The following is an 18419-nucleotide window of genomic DNA, read 5'->3' on the forward strand; positions in this document are numbered from 1 at the left end:
GGACTAAATCAACCGCGTGTGCCTCTGCCTCTCTGGCCGCACTGCGTTTAAACTGCGCCATTGCGACGCTATATGTCGCATTGGCGTAAACCCGCCAAAAACGCGGGTTTGCGCTATAAGAAGTTGTCGCTTGGCGGCAAGGCCGCGCTGAAAACTGTCCTTACAATCCCTGCATCGCCCGCCAGTTCCAGGCGGGCGTTCCTCTTCAGGAGACTCCGATGTCCGTTGAGCAAGCCCCGGTGCAACGTGCCGATTTCGACCAGGTCATGGTGCCCAATTACGCCCCTGCCGCCTTCATCCCCGTGCGTGGCGCAGGTTCGCGCGTATGGGACCAGGCCGGTCGCGAGCTGATCGACTTTGCCGGCGGCATCGCGGTCAACGTATTGGGCCATGCCCACCCGGCGCTGGTCGGTGCGTTGACCGAACAGGCCAACAAGCTGTGGCACGTCTCCAATGTGTTCACCAATGAGCCGGCCCTGCGCCTGGCCCATAAGCTGATCGACGCCACGTTTGCCGAGCGAGTGTTCTTCTGCAACTCCGGCGCCGAAGCCAACGAGGCCGCGTTCAAGCTGGCCCGTCGCGTGGCGTTCGACCGTTTCGGCAGCGAGAAGTACGAGATCATCGCCGCCCTGAACAGCTTCCACGGTCGCACCCTGTTCACCGTCAACGTCGGTGGCCAGTCCAAGTACTCCGACGGCTTCGGGCCTAAAATCACCGGCATCACCCACGTCCCTTATAACGACCTGGCGGCGCTCAAGGCGGCGGTGTCGGACAAGACCTGCGCGGTGGTGCTGGAACCGGTCCAGGGCGAAGGCGGCGTATTGCCGGCCGAACTGGCCTACCTGCAAGGTGCCCGCGAGCTGTGCGACGCCCACGACGCACTGCTGGTGTTCGACGAAGTGCAAACCGGCATGGGCCGCAGCGGCCACCTGTTCGCCTACCAGCATTACGGCGTGACGCCGGACATCCTCACCAGCGCCAAGAGCCTGGGCGGCGGCTTCCCGATTGCAGCGATGCTGACCACCGAAGCACTGGCCAAGCACTTGGTGGTCGGCACCCACGGCACCACCTACGGCGGCAACCCGCTGGCGTGCGCGGTGGCTGAAGCGGTGATCGACGTGATCAACACCCCTGAGGTGCTGGCCGGTGTGAAAGCCAGGCACGAGCTGTTCAAGGCACGCTTGCAGCAGATCGGCACACAGTACGGCATCTTCACCGAAGTGCGCGGCATGGGCCTGCTGATCGGTTGCGTGCTGAGCGACGCCTTCAAAGGCAAGGCCAAGGACGTGTTCAACGCGGCCGAAAAAGAAAACCTGATGATCCTGCAAGCCGGCCCCGACGTGGTGCGTTTTGCCCCGAGCCTGGTGGTGGACGAGGCGGACATCAACGAAGGTCTGGATCGTTTCGAGCGTGCGGTAAAAACGCTGACGCAAGGCTGATGGACTGCGCGATGCTCACGTGATTGGGCATCGCGCCCAAATTTTTGTGCCCGGCCCGCTCCCACACCAGGCCTCACTGGTTCGCGATTGTGCCCGGCATTTTTTCCTGTAGGTTTTTCGAGTTAAGGAGTGACACCATGCTGGTGATGCGCCCCGCGCAAATGGCTGATCTGGGCGAGGTACAGCGTCTGGCTGCGGACAGCCCGATTGGTGTCACCTCCTTGCCGGACGATGTGGAACGCCTGAGCGACAAGATCGCCGCCAGCGAAGCGTCCTTCGCGGCCGAGGTGAGTTTCAACGGCGAAGAAAGCTATTTCTTCGTGCTCGAAGACACCGACACCGGCAAGCTCGCCGGCTGCTCGGCCATCGTCGCGTCCGCCGGCTACTCGGAACCGTTCTACAGTTTCCGCAACGAGACCTTTGTGCACGCCTCCCGCGAGCTGAAGATCCACAACAAGATCCACGTGCTTTCCCAGTGCCACGACCTTACCGGCAACAGCCTGCTCACCAGCTTCTATGTGGTGCCGGAGTTGGTCGGTTCGCCGTGGTCGGAACTCAATTCCCGTGGCCGCCTGTTGTTTGTCGCCAGCCACCCCGAGCGCTTTGCCGATTCGGTGGTGACCGAGATTGTCGGCTACAGCGACGAGAACGGTGATTCGCCGTTCTGGGACGCTATCGGCCGCAACTTCTTCGACCTCAACTACGCCGCCGCCGAGCGCCTGTGCGGGCTGAAAAGCCGCACCTTCCTCGCCGAGCTGATGCCCCATTACCCGATCTACGTGCCGCTGTTGCCCGACGAAGCCCAGGAAGCCATGGGCCAGGTGCACCCGCGTGCGCAGATCACCTTCGACATCCTGATGCGCGAAGGCTTTGAGACCGATCACTACATCGACATCTTTGACGGCGGCCCGACGCTGCACGCACGGGTCTCGGGCATTCGCTCCATCGCCCAGAGCCGTGTGGTGCCGGTGAAGATCGGCGAGATGGTCAAGGGGGTTGGCCGCCAGTACCTGGTGAGCAACGCCCAGTTGCAGGATTACCGCGCGGTGATGCTGGAACTGGACTACGCGCCCGGCAAACCGGTGACCCTGGACTTGGCCGCGGCCGAAGCCCTGGGTGTTGGCGAAGGCGCGAGTGTGCGCCTGGTCGCGGTCTAAAACAGAGTGTCGCGGGTGGCTGACAACAGCGGCCCGTTCGAGGAGATAGCATGATCGTTCGTCCCGTACGCAGCAGCGATTTACCGGCCCTGATTGATCTGGCGCGCAGCACCGGCACCGGCCTCACCACGTTGCCGGCCAACGAAGAGCGTCTGACCCACCGCGTGGGCTGGGCGGAGAAAACCTTTCGCGGCGAGGCCGGGCGCGGTGATGCCGACTACCTGTTCGTGCTGGAAAACGACGAAGGCCGCGTGGTGGGTATTTCGGCCATCGCCGGTGCCGTCGGCCTGCGTGAGCCGTGGTACAACTTCCGGGTCGGCCTGACCGTCAGCGCCTCCCAGGAGCTGAATATCTACCGCGAGATTCCGACGCTGTTTCTGGCCAACGACCTCACCGGTAATTCCGAGTTGTGTTCGTTGTTTTTGCACGCCGATTACCGCACCGGACTTAACGGCCGCATGCTGGCCAAGGCACGCCTGCTGTTTATCGCTGAATTTCCCCAGCTGTTCGGCAACAAAATCATCGCCGAGATGCGCGGTGTGTCCAACGATGCCGGGCGTTCGCCGTTCTGGGAAAGCCTGGGCCGGCACTTCTTCAAGATGGAATTCAGCCAGGCCGACTACCTCACCGGCGTGGGCAACAAAGCGTTTATCGCCGAGCTGATGCCGAAGTTTCCGTTGTACAGCTGCTTTCTTTCCGAAGATGCGCGCAATGTGATCGGCAAGGTCCACCCGGACACCGAGCCGGCGCTGAGCATGCTCAAGAGTGAAGGCTTCAGCTATCAGGGCTATGTCGATATCTTCGACGCCGGCCCGGCGGTGGAGTGTGAGACCGGCAAGATCCGTGCGGTGCGCGACAGCCAATCGCTGGTGCTGGCCATCGGTACGCCGGGGGACGACGCCACGCCGTTCCTGATCCATAACCGCAAGCGCGAAGACTGCCGCATCACCGCCGCCCCCGCCCGTCTGGCCGCGGGCACCCTGGTGGTCGACCCACAGACCGCCAAACGTCTGCAATTGGTGGTGGGTGATCAAGTACGCGCCGTACCGTTGTCCGCTGCTCGGGAGTCGAAATAATGAATTCTCTGTATATCGCAGGTAGCTGGCTGGCTGGCCAGGGTGAGCTGTTTGAGTCGCGCAACCCCGTGACCCAGCAGGTGTTGTGGGCGGGCAATGGCGCCACCGCCGAGCAGGTTGAATCGGCCGTGCAGGCCGCGCGCCAGTCGTTTCCGGCGTGGGCCAGTCGGCCGTTGGAAGAACGCATCGGCGTGCTCGAAGCCTTCGCCGCCGCGCTGAAGAACCGTGCCGAGGAAATCGCCCGCTGCATCGGTGAGGAAACCGGCAAGCCGCTGTGGGAATCGGCCACCGAAGTCACCAGCATGGCCAACAAAATCGCGATCTCGGTGCAAAGCTACCGTGAACGCACCGGCGAGAAGAGCGGCCCCCTGGGCGACGCCACCGCCGTGTTGCGCCACAAACCCCACGGTGTGGTGGCGGTGTTCGGCCCTTACAACTTTCCGGGGCATTTGCCCAACGGGCACATCGTGCCGGCCTTGCTGGCGGGTAACACGGTGCTGTTCAAACCGAGCGAGTTGACCCCTAAAGTCGCGGAGCTGACCGTGCAATGCTGGATCGAGGCCGGCTTGCCGGCGGGCGTGTTGAACCTGCTGCAAGGCGCGCGGGAAACCGGCATCGCGCTGGCGGCGAATGCGGGCATCGACGGTCTGTTCTTCACCGGTTCCAGTCGCACCGGCAACCATCTGCATCAGCAGTTCTCCGGGCGTCCGGACAAAATTCTCGCCCTGGAGATGGGTGGCAACAACCCGCTGGTGGTCGACGAAGTGGCCGACGTCGACGCGGCGGTCTACACCATTATCCAGTCAGCGTTTATCTCGGCCGGCCAGCGCTGCACCTGTGCCCGTCGCCTGCTGGTGCCGGAAGGCGCCTGGGGCGATGCGTTGCTGGCGCGGCTGGTGGCGGTGAGCGCGACGCTTGAAGTGGGTGCGTTCGATCAACAACCAGCGCCGTTCATGGGCTCGGTGATTTCCCTGGCGGCGGCCAAAGCCTTGATGCAGGCCCAGGAATTGATGCTGGCCAATGGCGCTGTCGCGTTGCTGGAAATGACCCAGCCCCGGGATCAGGCGGCCTTGCTCACGCCCGGCATCATCGACGTGACCGGCGTAGCCGAGCGCGAGGATGAAGAACTGTTCGGCCCGCTGTTGCAGGTGATCCGTTACGCGGATTTCGCCGCGGCGATCGCCGAGGCCAACAACACCCGGTACGGCCTGGCCGCCGGCTTGCTGTCCGATTCCGAAGCGCGCTATCAGCAATTCTGGCTGGAAAGCCGCGCCGGCATCGTCAACTGGAACAAACAGCTGACCGGCGCCGCCAGCACCGCGCCGTTTGGTGGGGTAGGGGCCTCGGGCAACCACCGCGCCAGTGCGTATTACGCGGCAGATTACTGCGCGTACCCGGTGGCCTCGCTGGAAACCCCGAGCCTGGTATTGCCGGCTGCGTTGACCCCCGGTGTGCGGTTGTCCTGATAGCTACTGATGCCTATAAAAACAGATGTTCGTGGAGCCTCGCCGATGAAATCCTATGAAGTCAATTTTGACGGTCTAGTGGGGCCGACCCATAACTACGGCGGTTTGTCCTTCGGCAACGTCGCGTCCCAGAGCAACAGCCAGCAGCATTCCAATCCAAGGGAGGCGGCGTTGCAGGGCCTGCAAAAAATGAAAGCCCTGATGGACATGGGCTTTGTGCAAGGCGTGCTCGCACCCCAGGAACGCCCCGACGTGGCGGCCTTGCGCAACCTCGGTTTCAGTGGCACCGACGCGCAAGTGATCGAGCAGGCCGCCAAGCAGGCCATGCCGTTGCTGGTCGCCAGTTGCTCGGCCTCGAGCATGTGGGTGGCCAACGCTGCCACGGTCAGCCCCAGCGCCGATACCGCGGACGGTCGCGTGCACTTCACCGCCGCCAACCTCAACTGCAAGTACCACCGCAGCATCGAACACCCCACCACCAGCCGCGTGCTCGGCGCGATGTTTGCCGACGCCAGGCACTTCGCCCACCACGCCGCGTTGCCGGCGGTGGCGCAGTTCGGTGATGAGGGCGCCGCCAACCACACGCGTTTTTGCCGCGACTATGGCGAGGCGGGCGTGGAGTTTTTCGTGTTCGGTCGCAGCGCCTTCGACCCGCGTTATTCGGCGCCGCAGAAATACCCGGCACGCCAGACCCTCGAAGCTTCCCAGGCGGTGGCCCGTCTGCACGGCCTGAAGAGAGACGGAGTGGTGTACGCCCAGCAAAACCCGGCGGTGATCGATGCCGGTGTGTTCCACAACGACGTGATCGCGGTGGGCAACGGCGAAGTGCTGTTCTATCACGAGGATGCCTTTCTCCATACCGACCAGATGCTCGCCGAGCTGCAAGGCAAGTTGGGCAAGTTGGGCGGTAACTTCCAATCGGTGTGCGTGCCGCGGGCGCTGGTCAGTGTCGAGGACGCGGTACGCTCCTACCTGTTCAACAGCCAGTTGCTGACCCGTCCTGACGGCTCGATGCTGCTGATCGTGCCGGAAGAATGCCGCGCCAATGAGCGCGTGTGGCACTACCTACAAGGGCTGACTGCCTCCGGTGGGTTGATCCGCGAAGTCAAGGTGTTCGACCTCAAGCAAAGCATGCAGAACGGCGGCGGCCCGGCGTGCCTGCGTTTGCGTGTGGCGTTGAACGAAACGGAACTGGCGGCGGTGAACCCAGGGGTTATCATGACCGCGCCGTTGTACGACACGCTGACCCGATGGGTCGACAAGCACTACCGCGACAGCCTGCGTGAAACCGACCTGGCTGACCCGCAATTGCTGCTTGAGTGCCGGACGGCACTGGATGAACTGACGCAAATCCTTAAACTGGGCTCGGTTTATCCTTTCCAGATCAATTAACGCCGCACGGCTGAGAGTTATATCTATGACCACCGACACCGACACCCTCAAACTGATCCTTGAAGACACCGACGGCACCCAGCTGGAAACCTCCTGCACCCGCGTCGCCGTGGTCTGGCAGGGCAAGGAGATCTGGATCCAGCATGACGGCCGTGGCCAGTTGCTGATCGGTGTGGACGTCGAAGAAGGCGATGCCGAGTACGCCAACCTGCTGATGCGTCCGCTGGCGACCAACCTGATGAGCCTGCAACTGGAAATGGAACCGGCTGAGGTTGAAGGTGACGACGACGATCACGTCCACGGCCCAGGCTGCAACCACTAAGGAAGCTGCGTATGCTCGCCCTCGGCAAACTGCTTGAACTGACCCTCGCCGGTCGCGAACCGGCGCAAAAAATTCAACTGACTGTCGACGGCGTGCAGATGCGCTGGCTCAGTGAGGGCGCACTCGAAGTGCGTCCGCCGCAAGCCCGGGACAATGGCAGCGACCTGCTGCTGTCGTCCGGCATCCATGGCAACGAAACCGCGCCGATCGAACTGCTCGACCGCCTGTTGCATGGCATCGCCCGTGGCGAGATCAAACCCCGCACCCGTATTCTGTTCCTGTTCGGCAACCCCGAGGCCATGCGCCGCGGCGAGCGTTACCTTGAACTGGACATCAACCGGCTGTTCAACGGCCGTCATGAAAAAAACATCGGCCCCGAAGCCATGCGTGCCGCCGAGCTTGAGCAATTGGCCCGCAGTTTCTTCAGCCTGCCTGACCGCACGCGCCTGCATTACGACCTGCACACGGCCATTCGCGGCTCCAAGATCGAACAGTTTGCCCTGTACCCCTGGAAAGAGGGGCGCCGGCATTCGCGCCGTGAACTTGAGCGCTTGCGCGCCGCCGGCATGGAAGCGGTGTTGATGCAGAACAAGGCCTCGATCACCTTCTCGGCATTCACCTATGAGCAACTGGACGCTGAAGCGTTCACCCTGGAGTTGGGCAAGGCGCGGCCGTTCGGGCAGAACCAGGGGGTGAATGTTTCGCGTCTGGAACTGCGCCTGAAGCAGATCATCGAAGGCGCGGAACCGGAGACGGACAGCCTCGATGGTCTTAAGCTGTTCGCCGTGTCGCGCGAAGTGATCAAGCACAGCGACGCCTTCCTGCTGCACCTGCCGGCAGACGTGGAGAACTTCTCGGAATTGGAAAAGGGCTACCTGCTGGCCGAAGACGTGGCCAAGACCCGCTGGGTGATCGAGGAGGAGGGCGCTCGTATCATCTTCCCCAACCCGAAGGTGAAGAATGGTTTGCGGGCTGGAATTCTGATCGTGCCGACCACGGATGCCGGATTGGCGTAGTTCCCGAGGTCTGGTGAGATCCAAATGTGGGAGGTGGCAAGCCCCTCCCACATTGTGTTTGGCGCTGTTGTTTAGACCGCTACCGCACGCGGCTCGCTGCGACGGATCGCCCGCACTTTGTGCAGGGTGTCGGCGCACGTCTTCGCTGCTTCCTGGCCCTTGTGCACGAAGTGATCGTGGAAGAAGGCGTGGTGCTCGCTGCCGGCGTGGAAGTGATGCGGGGTCAGGGACACCGAGAACACCGGCACTTCGGTTTCCAATTGCACCTGCATCAGCCCGCTGACCACCGATTGGGCGACGAATTCGTGGCGGTAAATACCACCATCCACTACCAGTGCGGCGGCGACGATACCGGCGTAACGGCCGGTCTTGGCCAGCAGCTTGGCGTGCAGGGGCATTTCAAAGGCGCCGCCGACTTCGAAGAAATCGATATCCGATTCCTGGTAGCCCTGAACGAGCATTTCGGCGAGGAAGCCTTTACGGGATTGATCGACAATATCCTTGTGCCAGCAGGCCTGGATAAACGCGACGCGCTCGCCGTGGTGGTTTTTGCTTTTGCTGTCGATAGCGGTGGGTTGCATGTTCTGACTCCTGTTTAAGAAAAAAACAGGGCGTTATGAATCGAATGGGATTTAAGGGTACGAGCGAACGCTTCATGCGGGCATGAGGTCAGTGCGCGGCCCTTAGGTGCCAATCCCGTTCTCTCTTCATCCGGACTATGACCGTCGGCCCCGGGATCACACCGGGTCTGCTGACCTTGTCGCCGTCCTGCCAAAGCAGTTCAAGGCCCCAAGCGCTCGCGGGCTATACACATTGCGTGTAATTACCGCCGGTGGGGAATTACACCCCGCCCTGAGAACGTTGCCGCCAGAACCCTGGTGGCGGAGAGTTTTTAACATGGTTTTTCAGAAACTGCACGATCGCTGTATCGATAGCCTAGATCGGTTTGTTTGGTGGGTATTCGATTGACTGTAAACGGGGCTTGATATTCCACGGCTTTGCCCGCAGTAATCACTCACGAAAGACTTACCCAATTCGTCAGAGGCCCGTTTCATGACCGTGATTGACCTGCGCAGCGACACCGTGACCCAACCCACCCCCGGCATGCTCGACGCGATGGCCACTGCCGCGTGCGGTGATGACGTCTACGGTGAAGACCCCAGCGTCAATCGCCTGGAGGCCGAGTTGGCCAAGCGTCTGGGGTTTGCAGCGGCGCTGTTCGTGCCCACCGGCACCATGAGCAACCTGCTGGCGTTGATGGCCCACTGTGAGCGCGGCGAGGAATACATCGTCGGTCAACAGGCCCACACCTATAAATACGAAGGCGGCGGCGCCGCGGTGCTCGGCTCGATCCAGCCACAGCCGCTGGACGTGCAGGCGGACGGCTCCCTCGACCTGGATCAGGTGCTGGCGGCGATCAAGCCGGACGACTTCCACTTCGCTCGCACCCGCTTGTTGGCGTTGGAAAACACCATGCAGGGCAAAGTGCTGCCGCTGGAATACCTGGCGCGGGCCCGAGCGTTTACCCATGAACACGGGCTGGCCCTGCATCTGGATGGTGCGCGGCTTTACAACGCAGCAGTCAAGCTGGGGGTCGATGCGCGGGAGATTGCCCGGCATTTCGATTCGGTGTCGGTGTGCCTGTCCAAGGGCCTCGGTGCGCCGGTTGGTTCGGCGTTGTGCGGCTCCACGGCGTTGATCGCCAAGGCGCGGCGTTTGCGCAAGATGGTCGGCGGCGGCATGCGTCAGGCCGGCTCTCTGGCGGCAGCGGGGTTGTATGCACTGGATCATCAGGTGCAGCGCCTGGCCGAAGACCATGCCAACGCCAGCTGGCTGGGCGATGAACTGCGCAAGGCCGGTTACGCGGTCGAGCCGGTGCAGACCAATATGGTCTACGTGCAGATGGGCGAGCAGGCCAGCGCCTTGAAGGCCTTTGCTGCCGAGCGCGCGATCGTGTTGAGCGCCGCGCCACGCCTGCGCATGGTCACCCATTTGGATGTCAGCCGGGCGCAGATCGAGCAGGTGCTGCAGGCATTCGTCGATTTTTCGCGCAAATGGGCCTGCAGACCGTCCAATTGAGCCTCTCTATCGCATAAACACGCTGTACCACCGGCAAAGGGCCGATATAATGCGGCCTTTTGCCGTCGCTCCGTCTGATGATGTTGCGCACTGGCCTTTGGCCGCAGCCTCCGTGGAAGAACCTAATGAAAAGCGCAGAAATCCGTGAAGCCTTCCTTCGCTTCTTCGAAGAGCAAGGTCACACCCGTGTCTCCTCCAGCTCCTTGATCCCAGGCAATGATCCCACCCTGCTGTTCACTAACGCGGGGATGAACCAGTTCAAGGACTGCTTCCTGGGCCAGGAAAAGCGCGCCTACACCCGCGCCACCAGCAGCCAGAAGTGCGTACGCGCCGGCGGCAAGAACAGTGACCTGGAAAACGTCGGTTACACCGCGCGTCACCACACGTTCTTCGAAATGCTGGGTAACTTCAGCTTCGGTGACTATTTCAAGAAGGATGCGATTACCTTCGCCTGGACCTTCCTGACCGGTGTGTTGAAGCTGCCGAAGGAAAAACTCTGGGTCACTGTCTACGCGACGGACGACGAAGCGTATGACATCTGGACCCAACAGATCGGTGTGCCCGTCGAGCGCATGATTCGCATCGGCGACAACAAAGGCGCGCCGTATGCGTCCGATAACTTCTGGACCATGGGCGATACCGGCCCGTGCGGCCCCTGCACCGAGATTTTCTACGATCACGGCGCCGACATCTGGGGTGGCCCGCCGGGTTCGCCGGAAGAAGACGGCGACCGTTACATCGAAATCTGGAACAACGTGTTCATGCAGTTCAACCGCACCGCCGACGGCGTGTTGCACCCGCTGCCGGCGCCGTCGGTGGACACCGGCATGGGCCTGGAGCGGATCAGTGCGGTGATGCAGCACGTTCACTCCAACTACGAGATCGACCTGTTCACCAACCTGCTGAGCGCATCGGCCGCCGCCATTGGCTGCGCCAATGAAAGCCAGTCTTCGCTCAAGGTGGTGTCGGACCATATCCGTTCCTGCGGTTTCCTGATCGCTGACGGCGTGTTGCCGTCCAACGAAGGCCGTGGCTACGTGCTGCGTCGCATCATCCGTCGCGCCTGCCGTCACGGTAACAAGCTGGGCGCCACCGGCAGCTTCTTCTACAAAATCGTTGCCGCGCTGGTGGCCGAGATGGGCGAAGCCTTCCCGGAACTCAAGCAGCAGCAAGCCAATATCGAACGCGTGCTCAAGGCGGAAGAGGAGCAATTCTCCAAGACCCTGGAGCACGGCCTGAAAATTCTGGAGCAGGACCTGGCTGAGCTCAAAGGCACCGTGGTGCCGGGCGACGTGGTGTTCAAGCTGTACGACACCTACGGTTTCCCGATGGACCTGACCGCCGACATCGCCCGTGAGCGTGAGCTGACTATCGATGAAGCCGGTTTTGAGCGTGAAATGGAAGCCCAGCGCGTGCGTGCGCGTTCCGCCAGCTCGTTCGGCCTGGACTACAACACCCTGGTCAAGGTCGACGTGCCTACCGAGTTCACCGGCTACAAGGCCACCGCTGGCGCGGCCAAAATCGTTGCCATCTATAAAGATGGCAAGTCGGTAGACGTATTGAATGAAGGCGATGAGGCGGTGGTGGTTCTGGACCAGACGCCGTTCTACGCCGAGTCCGGTGGTCAGATCGGCGACTGCGGTTTCCTGAGCTCCACTTCCGGTCGTTTCGAAGTGCGTGACACCACCAAGACCGGTGGGGCTTTCCTGCACCACGGTGTGCTGGTGCTGGGCAACCTGACGATCGGCGCGCCGGTCGACACCCAGGTAGACGCCGAGGTGCGCCACGCTACCGCGCTGAACCACTCGGCCACTCACTTGTTGCACGCAGCCCTGCGCCAGGTGCTGGGCGATCACGTCCAGCAGAAAGGTTCGTTGGTCGACAGCCAGCGCCTGCGCTTTGACTTCAGCCACTTTGAAGCGATCAAGCCGGAGCAGATCAAGGCACTGGAAGACATCGTCAACGCTGAGATTCGCAAGAACACGGCCGTGGAAACCCAAGAGACCGATATCGAGACCGCCAAGGCCAAGGGTGCCATGGCGCTGTTCGGCGAGAAGTACGGCGACAGCGTGCGCGTATTGAGCATGGGCGGCGATTTCTCGGTGGAACTGTGCGGCGGTATCCACGCCAACCGTACCGGCGACATCGCCCTGCTGAAGATCATCAGCGAAGGCGGTGTGGCTTCCGGTGTGCGTCGTATTGAGGCAGTCACCGGCGCTGCGGCCCTGGCCTACCTCAATGCCGCCGAAGAACAACTCAAGGAAGCGGCAGGCCTGGTCAAGGGCAGCCGCGACAACCTGATCGACAAGCTGTCCGCCGTGCTGGAGCGCAACCGTGCCCTGGAAAAACAGCTGGAACAGTTGCAGGCCAAGGCGGCCAGTGCGGCGGGCGACGATCTGTCGGCGGCTGCGGTGGACGTCAAGGATGTGAAAGTCCTGGCTGCGCGCCTGGACGGTCAGGACGGCAAGGCGTTGTTGGCCTTGGTCGATCAGTTGAAGAACAAGCTCGGCCGCGCAGTGATCCTGCTCGGCAGTGTCCATGAGGATAAGGTCGTTCTGGTTGCCGGTGTAACCAAAGACCTGACTGGCCAACTCAAGGCTGGTGATTTGATGAAGCAAGCCGCTGCGGCAGTGGGCGGGAAGGGCGGTGGTCGTCCGGACATGGCGCAAGGCGGTGGTGTTGACGCCGGTGCCCTGGATGCGGCCCTGGCCCTGACCGTGCCGTTTGTCGAGGCAGGTATTTAAGGCATTGTTAAGCGGCCCGTGGTCTAGTCGCGGGCCATGCAGTGCGGGTGGATTTGGATATTAGGCGCCCCTTTACGGGCTGAGGCGGCTTAGAAATGGCTTTGATCGTACAGAAATTTGGAGGCACCTCGGTCGGCTCTGTCGAAAGAATCGAGCAGGTGGCCGACAAGGTTAAGAAATTCCGCGATGCCGGGGATGACCTGGTGGTGGTGCTGTCGGCCATGAGCGGCGAGACCAATCGCCTGATCGATCTGGCCAAGGCAATCAGTGGCGACCAGCAACCGCTGCCGCGTGAGCTGGATGTGATCGTGTCCACCGGCGAGCAGGTGACCATCGCATTGCTGGCCATGGCGCTGAACAAGCGCGGTGTGCCGGCTGTGTCGTACACCGGCAGCCAGGTGCGCATCCTCACCGACAGTGCGCATACCAAGGCGCGCATTCTGCAGATCGATGATCAGAAAATTCGCACGGATCTGAAAGCGGGCCGCGTGGTAGTTGTAGCGGGCTTCCAGGGTGTAGATGAGCACGGCAATATCACCACCCTCGGGCGTGGCGGTTCGGACACCACCGGCGTGGCCCTGGCGGCAGCCCTCAAGGCTGACGAGTGCCAGATCTACACCGATGTGGACGGTGTCTACACCACTGACCCGCGTGTTGTGTCCGTGGCCCAGCGCCTGGACAAGATCACCTTTGAAGAGATGCTGGAAATGGCCAGCCTCGGTTCCAAGGTGTTGCAGATCCGCGCGGTGGAGTTCGCCGGCAAGTACAACGTTCCGCTGCGCGTATTGCACAGCTTCAAAGAGGGTCCGGGCACCCTCATTACTATTGATGAAGAGGAATCCATGGAACAGCCAATCATTTCCGGTATCGCTTTCAACCGTGATGAAGCCAAGCTGACTATCCGTGGCGTGCCGGACACCCCGGGCGTGGCCTTCAAGATTCTGGGCCCTATCAGCGACGCGAATGTTGAAGTCGACATGATCGTGCAGAACGTCTCGCACGATAACACCACTGATTTCACCTTCACCGTGCACCGCAACGAGTACGATGCGGCGCTGAAAATCCTGGAGAACACCGCGAGCGAAATTGGCGCCCGTGAAGTGGTCGGCGATACCAAGATTGCCAAGGTCTCCATCGTGGGCGTGGGCATGCGTTCCCACGCAGGTGTTGCCAGCCGTATGTTCGGCGCACTGGCCAAGGAAAGTATCAACATCCAGATGATCTCCACCTCGGAAATCAAAGTCTCGGTGGTGATCGAAGAGAAGTACCTGGAACTGGCTGTACGCGCGCTGCACACAGCGTTTGAGCTGGACGCTCCGGCCCGACAGGGCGAGTGATGTGATGCCGGGAAGGCGCGGGTGACCGCGCCTTTGCTTTTTTTGTCGGGTGCATGGTCTTTTGCCTGCGCTCAACAATACTTAGGCCGTTAGGGCTGCGACCAACTGGTCGTGGGTCGAACGCCTTTTTTTTGCAGACTGTTGTTCCTGAAATGTAATGCGTGAGGAGAAAGGTATGCTGATTCTGACTCGTCGGTGCGCAGAAAGCCTGATTATCGGTGATGGCGAAATCACCGTGACCGTGCTCGGCGTCAAAGGCAATCAAGTACGTATCGGGGTTAACGCTCCGAAAGAGGTAGCGGTCCATCGCGAGGAAATCTACCTGCGGATCAAGAAAGAGAAGGACGAAGAACCAAGCCTTTAATTTTTATCGTTTTTTATGTTTGCAAACGGGGATGAACGTGGTTAATATACGCCCCGTGTTGCGGAGAGCTGGCCGAGTGGCCGAAGGCGCTCCCCTGCTAAGGGAGTACACCTCAAAAGGGTGTCGGGGGTTCGAATCCCCCGTTCTCCGCCATTATTTGCTTAGTACGTTGCAATCTGGTTTTTTCGTTAAGTTGTTGAAAGTAAACGAAAAAATAGCTTTACATAGAGATTGAACGGCCTATAATGCGCGGCAACAAATGCACTCGTAGCTCAGCTGGATAGAGTACTCGGCTACGAACCGAGCGGTCACAGGTTCGAATCCTGTCGAGTGCACCATTTAAGAGTTAGTTGCAGCAATGCGGTTAACTTGGCTTCAGCCAGTTGTGATCTGGTCTAAAAACACAATCTGCACTCGTAGCTCAGCTGGATAGAGTACTCGGCTACGAACCGAGCGGTCACAGGTTCGAATCCTGTCGAGTGCACCATACAAACAAAAAGCCCGCCTAGTGCGGGCTTTTTGCCGTCTGGGATTTGAGTGGGATTTATCCCGGACTGCAGTTTTTCTTTCACCTTCATGTGTTTTCCTTCCGTACTGCGTCGTCGCAGTTCATAGATGCAGCCGATACTCAACTTTGGCTCGCAAGCGCTTGTTCTTTCCAGTTTTTTGACGTTAAAAACGGCCGCACGGTGTATGATTGCGCCCGTCAGCCCCGCCGGGGCTTGTGGAATACCTCCATGGACTTACCCAGTAGTTACTCAGTACCCCGTTTTACCAATCATGAATTGACTGATTGATCCTTCCGGCGTGCCCCGCTGCTGGGAGTGGAGTTCGCCTATGACCGAAGTAGAAGTAAAGAAAACACAAGAAAGCCTGCAGGATCGCCTGGCTCAAGTCATTGAGCTGCTGCAGCGCCAGCGCGTGGTCGAAGACCTGACGCATCGTCAGGAAGGCCCGAACCACGACCGCGTTGAAAACCTGGTCCACCGGCAAAACCTCGTCGAGTTGCAGCGCAAGCTCGATGACCTGCACTCTGCCGACGTTGCCTACATTCTCGAAGCCTTGCCGCTTGATGATCGACTGACCCTTTGGCAGTTGGTCAAGGCCGACCGTGACGGCGACATCCTCCTCGAAGTATCCGACTCGGTGCGTGAAACCCTGATCGCCGACATGGACGATCACGAACTCCTGGCGGCTGCCAGGGAAATGGACGCCGACGAACTGGCGGACCTGGCGCCTGAGCTGCCACGCGATGTGGTCCATGAGCTGATGGAAGCGCTGGACACGCAGCAGCGTGAACGCGTGCGCTCAGCGCTGTCGTACGACGAGGACCAGGTTGGCGCCCTGATGGACTTCGAGATGGTCACCATCCGCGAAGACGTCAGCCTGGAAGTGGTATTGCGTTACCTGCGCCGGTTGAAAGAGCTGCCGGGCCATACCGACAAACTGTTCGTGGTCGACTACGAGGGCATTCTCAAGGGCGTGCTGCCGATCAAGCGTCTGCTGGTCAACGACCCCGAGAAGAAAGTGGCTGACCTGATGGCCAGCGACACCGTGAGTTTTCATCCGGATGAAGACGCCTACGATGCGGCCCAGGCGTTTGAACGTTACGACTTGATCTCGGCTCCAGTGGTCGATAAGAACGGCAAGCTGATCGGCCGTTTGACCATCGACGAAATGGTCGACCTGATTCGTGAAGAGAGTGAAACCGAAGTCCTCAACATGGCGGGTCTGCGTGAAGAGGAAGATATTTTTGCGTCAGTCTGGCGTTCGCTGCATAACCGCTGGGCCTGGCTGGCCGTTAACCTGATCACTGCATTTATCGCCTCTCGTGTGATCGGCCTGTTCGAAGGCTCCATCGAGAAGCTGGTGGCCTTGGCGGCGTTGATGCCGATCGTGGCGGGTATCGGCGGTAACTCCGGTAACCAGACCATTACCATGATCGTACGCGCGATGGCGCTGGATCAGGTGAGCACGGCGAACTCTTCGCGCCTGCTGCGCAAAGAGCTGGCGGTGGGGTTGGTCAACGGTCTGGTGTGGGGCGGTGTGATTGGCGTGGTGGCTTACCTTCTGTATGGCAGTTGGTCCTTGGGGGTGGTAATGACTGCTGCCATGACCCTCAACCTGCTGTTGGCTGCGCTGATGGGGGTACTTATTCCCATGACCCTCGCGCGCCTCGGCCGCGACCCTGCGATGGGTGCCAGCGTGATGATTACAGCCATGACCGACAGTGGCGGCTTCTTCATCTTTCTGGGTCTGGCGACGATCTTTCTGCTCTGATCCCTTCCCGCGGGGGCAAATCTGCCCCCGTCTTGCTTTCTTGTCCCAAATGTCAGGCAAAAAAAAGCCAGCACATGGCTGGCTTCGGCTTTCAGTTGCTGATCAATTGGCTTCTGCGGCCGCCTCAACGTCGTGCGCGATAAGCGAGACGAGAGCATTTTGCTGACGGTGGGAGAGCTGACGAAAACGCTGCAGCAGTTCGCGTTCGTGCAGTGACAGCTCAGGGCTGTCCAGGCGCATGCTCAACTCTTCACCCAGCGCACCTTCCTGAATAAGGCTTTGTTCCAGGCGGGCGATGATTTCGGAGTTCATGCTGCGGTGATGATTGCGAGCCACCTCGGCAATGCGTTCCCGCATACCGTCTGGCAGACGCACGACGAACTTGTCAGCCGTACGGCTTGAATAGATTGCCTGTTTCAATGGGCGCATATATTTAACCGGTTAGTTCAGGGGAGCGGTTTTTGGAATTGGCCGCAAGATGAGTGTTAAGACAAGACTCACGACCAAAGTTCAACCCGAATTGCAAAGAGGCCGCATCATGCCTCAGATTTGCCAGTTCCTTGGCGTCAATTCTGTGACAAATATTGAACTGCCTAAAGGCTTTATGCCAGCACTCATTTGCATTTTTGCGAACTGGTTGGGAAACCCGAGGAGGGGGTGCGTTCGAAGGGAACTTTCCCGTAGAGCCAGTCCGCAAAAGGGTTTGAGGTCACACATGCTATCGCAAAGTGGCCTTTTGCCCTTAGGTTTAAGACTAGTGGCAATTTGCCGATTTACGAGGGCGAGGCGACGTAAGGTCAAACAGAGCGGGGAGGGGTTAACGCAAAATCGGGTCGAATTTGATGCGGCGGCCCACGATCAGCGTCAGCAGTAACAGGCTGGCAAACAGGCCGCTGGCAATCAGTGCGGTGGTTTGGGCGTCGTGCGAGTCGGCGCCCAGGCCGAACGCACCAGTGGCGACGAACAGACACAGAAACAGCCAGGCTGATTTGGACATGGAAGGTTTCCTTAAAACACCCAGTGTTCAGATGCAGGGGCCGCCTGGCTGCCTTCGGTCAGGCGTAGGGACGATTGTGCGTTAGGCGTCATCACCGCCAGTTGCGGGCGCTGTTGCAGATGATGCGGCACTGCCTGACTGATCTGCGCAGGGTCATTGCTGCCGGTGGACTGGAAATGGAACATCACCAGTGCAGCCAGGGCTACGGTGTTGAGGGCTAACAGAATGGCACTGTTCATGGTCATGTTCTCCGCTAACGCCGTAGCTGAATGGGTTTGTAGGAGAAGTATTGCAGGTCGCGTGCCAACCTGATATCCCAATAAAATCAAGGGGTTGAGTCTTCCTAAAAGGACTGAAAGGTTGCAATTTGCAATGATGGCATTTTGAGGTAGTGCAATTTGCACGACGCAGCCAATTGCCCGCATTCATTGGGCGAAGCGCCGGTTGCAACGACAAGGATCGGCCTACACTCAAAAAGCCTAAGGACGACATGACAAAACCCACCTCGGCCGTTAACATGCACGCCGTCCGTCGCCGTGGCGATGGCCCGATGACCGTCATTTGTCCCAGTAGCTCAATTGGATAGAGCATCCCCCTCCTAAGGGGAAGGTTGGCCGTTCGAACCGGCCCTGGGACACCATATTTTTCTCTTTTCTAAAATTCTGGCGCCCCTGCCTACCAGCAACAAATTCAGATCCGCGAGGATGGATGATGCTGACTGTGCCTGTTGTGGGCGCTGGTGGTTGTGAC

At 60.1% G+C, this 18419-nt stretch carries 16 protein-coding genes, 4 tRNA genes and 1 riboswitch; of the genes, 16 read left to right on the plus strand and 4 right to left on the minus strand.

The features are described from left to right. The first annotated feature begins 218 nt into the window (after positions 1–218). The 7 genes from KZX66_RS21965 to astE all read left to right on the plus strand — a co-directional run bounded on the left by KZX66_RS21965 (position 219) and on the right by astE (position 7868). Positions 219–1439, plus strand: coding sequence for an aspartate aminotransferase family protein (locus KZX66_RS21965; protein WP_248083367.1), 1221 nt, complete (start codon positions 219–221; stop codon positions 1437–1439). A gap of 137 nt (positions 1440–1576) precedes the next feature. After that, entirely contained in the window at positions 1577–2596 is a 1020-nt protein-coding gene (gene aruF / locus KZX66_RS21970) for an arginine/ornithine succinyltransferase subunit alpha (RefSeq protein ID WP_005790628.1), read from the plus strand. A 50-nt stretch (positions 2597–2646) separates the two neighbouring features. Then, positions 2647–3672, plus strand: coding sequence for an arginine N-succinyltransferase (astA, locus tag KZX66_RS21975; protein ID WP_248083368.1), 1026 nt, complete (start codon positions 2647–2649; stop codon positions 3670–3672). After that, the gene (gene astD, locus KZX66_RS21980) at positions 3669–5138 is read left to right on the plus strand and encodes a succinylglutamate-semialdehyde dehydrogenase (RefSeq protein WP_248083434.1); all 1470 of its coding nucleotides are present in this window, start codon (positions 3669–3671) and stop codon (positions 5136–5138) included. Before astA ends, astD begins: the two co-directional genes overlap by 4 nt. A 45-nt stretch (positions 5139–5183) precedes the next feature. Next, on the plus strand, positions 5184–6530 hold the full coding sequence (gene astB / locus KZX66_RS21985; RefSeq protein ID WP_248083369.1) for an N-succinylarginine dihydrolase: 1347 nt from the start codon (positions 5184–5186) through the stop codon (positions 6528–6530). 25 nt (positions 6531–6555) lie between these two features. After that, a complete protein-coding gene (locus tag KZX66_RS21990; RefSeq protein WP_248083370.1) occupies positions 6556–6852 on the plus strand; it encodes a topoisomerase II in 297 nt (98 codons plus the stop codon). An 11-nt stretch (positions 6853–6863) separates the two neighbouring features. Further along, the gene (gene astE, locus KZX66_RS21995; RefSeq protein WP_248083371.1) at positions 6864–7868 is read left to right on the plus strand and encodes a succinylglutamate desuccinylase; all 1005 of its coding nucleotides are present in this window, start codon (positions 6864–6866) and stop codon (positions 7866–7868) included. Positions 7869–7939: 71 nt separating this feature from the next. On the opposite strand, the gene KZX66_RS22000 is transcribed toward astE, so the two are convergent. Continuing rightward, positions 7940–8449 (minus strand): 6,7-dimethyl-8-ribityllumazine synthase, encoded by a 510-nt coding sequence (locus KZX66_RS22000; protein ID WP_248083372.1) that lies wholly within the window; start codon positions 8447–8449, stop codon positions 7940–7942. 113 nt (positions 8450–8562) lie between these two features. Next, a riboswitch (FMN riboswitch) is annotated at positions 8563–8732 on the minus strand. 189 nt (positions 8733–8921) lie between these two features. Here KZX66_RS22000 and ltaE point away from each other — a divergent pair. The 8 genes from ltaE to mgtE all read left to right on the plus strand — a co-directional run bounded on the left by ltaE (position 8922) and on the right by mgtE (position 16672). After that, complete coding sequence (ltaE, locus tag KZX66_RS22005; RefSeq protein WP_248083373.1) at positions 8922–9947, plus strand: low-specificity L-threonine aldolase; 1026 nt, start codon at positions 8922–8924, stop codon at positions 9945–9947. A gap of 125 nt (positions 9948–10072) precedes the next feature. After that, positions 10073–12691, plus strand: a complete 2619-nt coding sequence (gene alaS, locus KZX66_RS22010) for an alanine--tRNA ligase (protein WP_248083374.1) — start codon at positions 10073–10075, stop codon at positions 12689–12691. Positions 12692–12786: 95 nt separating this feature from the next. Further along, entirely contained in the window at positions 12787–14028 is a 1242-nt protein-coding gene (locus tag KZX66_RS22015; protein WP_248083375.1) for an aspartate kinase, read from the plus strand. A 175-nt stretch (positions 14029–14203) separates the two neighbouring features. After that, a complete protein-coding gene (csrA, locus tag KZX66_RS22020) occupies positions 14204–14392 on the plus strand; it encodes a carbon storage regulator CsrA (protein WP_003175645.1) in 189 nt (62 codons plus the stop codon). A gap of 62 nt (positions 14393–14454) precedes the next feature. Further along, positions 14455–14545, plus strand: a tRNA-Ser gene (locus KZX66_RS22025). Between the two features lie 108 nt (positions 14546–14653). Further along, positions 14654–14730, plus strand: a tRNA-Arg gene (locus KZX66_RS22030). A gap of 72 nt (positions 14731–14802) precedes the next feature. After that, positions 14803–14879: transfer RNA gene (locus KZX66_RS22035), tRNA-Arg, on the plus strand. 350 nt (positions 14880–15229) lie between these two features. Further along, the gene (gene mgtE, locus KZX66_RS22040) at positions 15230–16672 is read left to right on the plus strand and encodes a magnesium transporter (protein WP_248083376.1); all 1443 of its coding nucleotides are present in this window, start codon (positions 15230–15232) and stop codon (positions 16670–16672) included. A gap of 102 nt (positions 16673–16774) precedes the next feature. Here mgtE and KZX66_RS22045 read toward each other — a convergent pair whose 3' ends face one another. From KZX66_RS22045 to KZX66_RS22055, 3 genes are all read right to left on the minus strand, one after another. Then, complete coding sequence (locus tag KZX66_RS22045) at positions 16775–17101, minus strand: Arc family DNA-binding protein (protein ID WP_003193592.1); 327 nt, start codon at positions 17099–17101, stop codon at positions 16775–16777. 388 nt (positions 17102–17489) lie between these two features. After that, positions 17490–17669: a PA3371 family protein gene (locus tag KZX66_RS22050; protein ID WP_248083377.1), complete on the minus strand. Its 180-nt coding sequence runs from the start codon at positions 17667–17669 to the stop codon at positions 17490–17492. An 11-nt stretch (positions 17670–17680) separates the two neighbouring features. Further along, on the minus strand, positions 17681–17908 hold the full coding sequence (locus KZX66_RS22055) for a hypothetical protein (RefSeq protein WP_248083378.1): 228 nt from the start codon (positions 17906–17908) through the stop codon (positions 17681–17683). A gap of 324 nt (positions 17909–18232) precedes the next feature. On the opposite strand from KZX66_RS22055, the gene KZX66_RS22060 reads away from it, so the two are divergent. Beyond that, a tRNA-Arg gene (locus KZX66_RS22060) sits at positions 18233–18309 on the plus strand. Positions 18310–18419 lie beyond the last annotated feature (110 nt).

This window comes from Pseudomonas sp. EYE_354 (assembly GCF_023148575.1).
Taxonomy (GTDB): domain Bacteria; phylum Pseudomonadota; class Gammaproteobacteria; order Pseudomonadales; family Pseudomonadaceae; genus Aquipseudomonas.

Bases quoted from the DNA above. Each gene is read 5' to 3' on its own strand.
- KZX66_RS21965 (WP_248083367.1), top strand. From the start codon at position 219: ATGTCCGTTGAGCAAGCCCCGGTGCAACGTGCCGATTTCGACCAGGTC.
- mgtE (WP_248083376.1), top strand. From the start codon at position 15,230: ATGACCGAAGTAGAAGTAAAGAAAACACAAGAAAGCCTGCAGGATCGC.
- KZX66_RS22000 (WP_248083372.1), bottom strand. From the start codon at position 8,449: ATGCAACCCACCGCTATCGACAGCAAAAGCAAAAACCACCACGGCGAG.
- csrA (WP_003175645.1), top strand. From the start codon at position 14,204: ATGCTGATTCTGACTCGTCGGTGCGCAGAAAGCCTGATTATCGGTGAT.
- KZX66_RS22050 (WP_248083377.1), bottom strand. From the start codon at position 17,669: ATGTCCAAATCAGCCTGGCTGTTTCTGTGTCTGTTCGTCGCCACTGGT.
- alaS (WP_248083374.1), top strand. From the start codon at position 10,073: ATGAAAAGCGCAGAAATCCGTGAAGCCTTCCTTCGCTTCTTCGAAGAG.
- KZX66_RS22045 (WP_003193592.1), bottom strand. From the start codon at position 17,101: ATGCGCCCATTGAAACAGGCAATCTATTCAAGCCGTACGGCTGACAAG.
- KZX66_RS22015 (WP_248083375.1), top strand. From the start codon at position 12,787: ATGGCTTTGATCGTACAGAAATTTGGAGGCACCTCGGTCGGCTCTGTC.
- ltaE (WP_248083373.1), top strand. From the start codon at position 8,922: ATGACCGTGATTGACCTGCGCAGCGACACCGTGACCCAACCCACCCCC.
- astB (WP_248083369.1), top strand. From the start codon at position 5,184: ATGAAATCCTATGAAGTCAATTTTGACGGTCTAGTGGGGCCGACCCAT.
- astA (WP_248083368.1), top strand. From the start codon at position 2,647: ATGATCGTTCGTCCCGTACGCAGCAGCGATTTACCGGCCCTGATTGAT.
- KZX66_RS21990 (WP_248083370.1), top strand. From the start codon at position 6,556: ATGACCACCGACACCGACACCCTCAAACTGATCCTTGAAGACACCGAC.
- KZX66_RS22055 (WP_248083378.1), bottom strand. From the start codon at position 17,908: ATGAACAGTGCCATTCTGTTAGCCCTCAACACCGTAGCCCTGGCTGCA.
- aruF (WP_005790628.1), top strand. From the start codon at position 1,577: ATGCTGGTGATGCGCCCCGCGCAAATGGCTGATCTGGGCGAGGTACAG.
- astE (WP_248083371.1), top strand. From the start codon at position 6,864: ATGCTCGCCCTCGGCAAACTGCTTGAACTGACCCTCGCCGGTCGCGAA.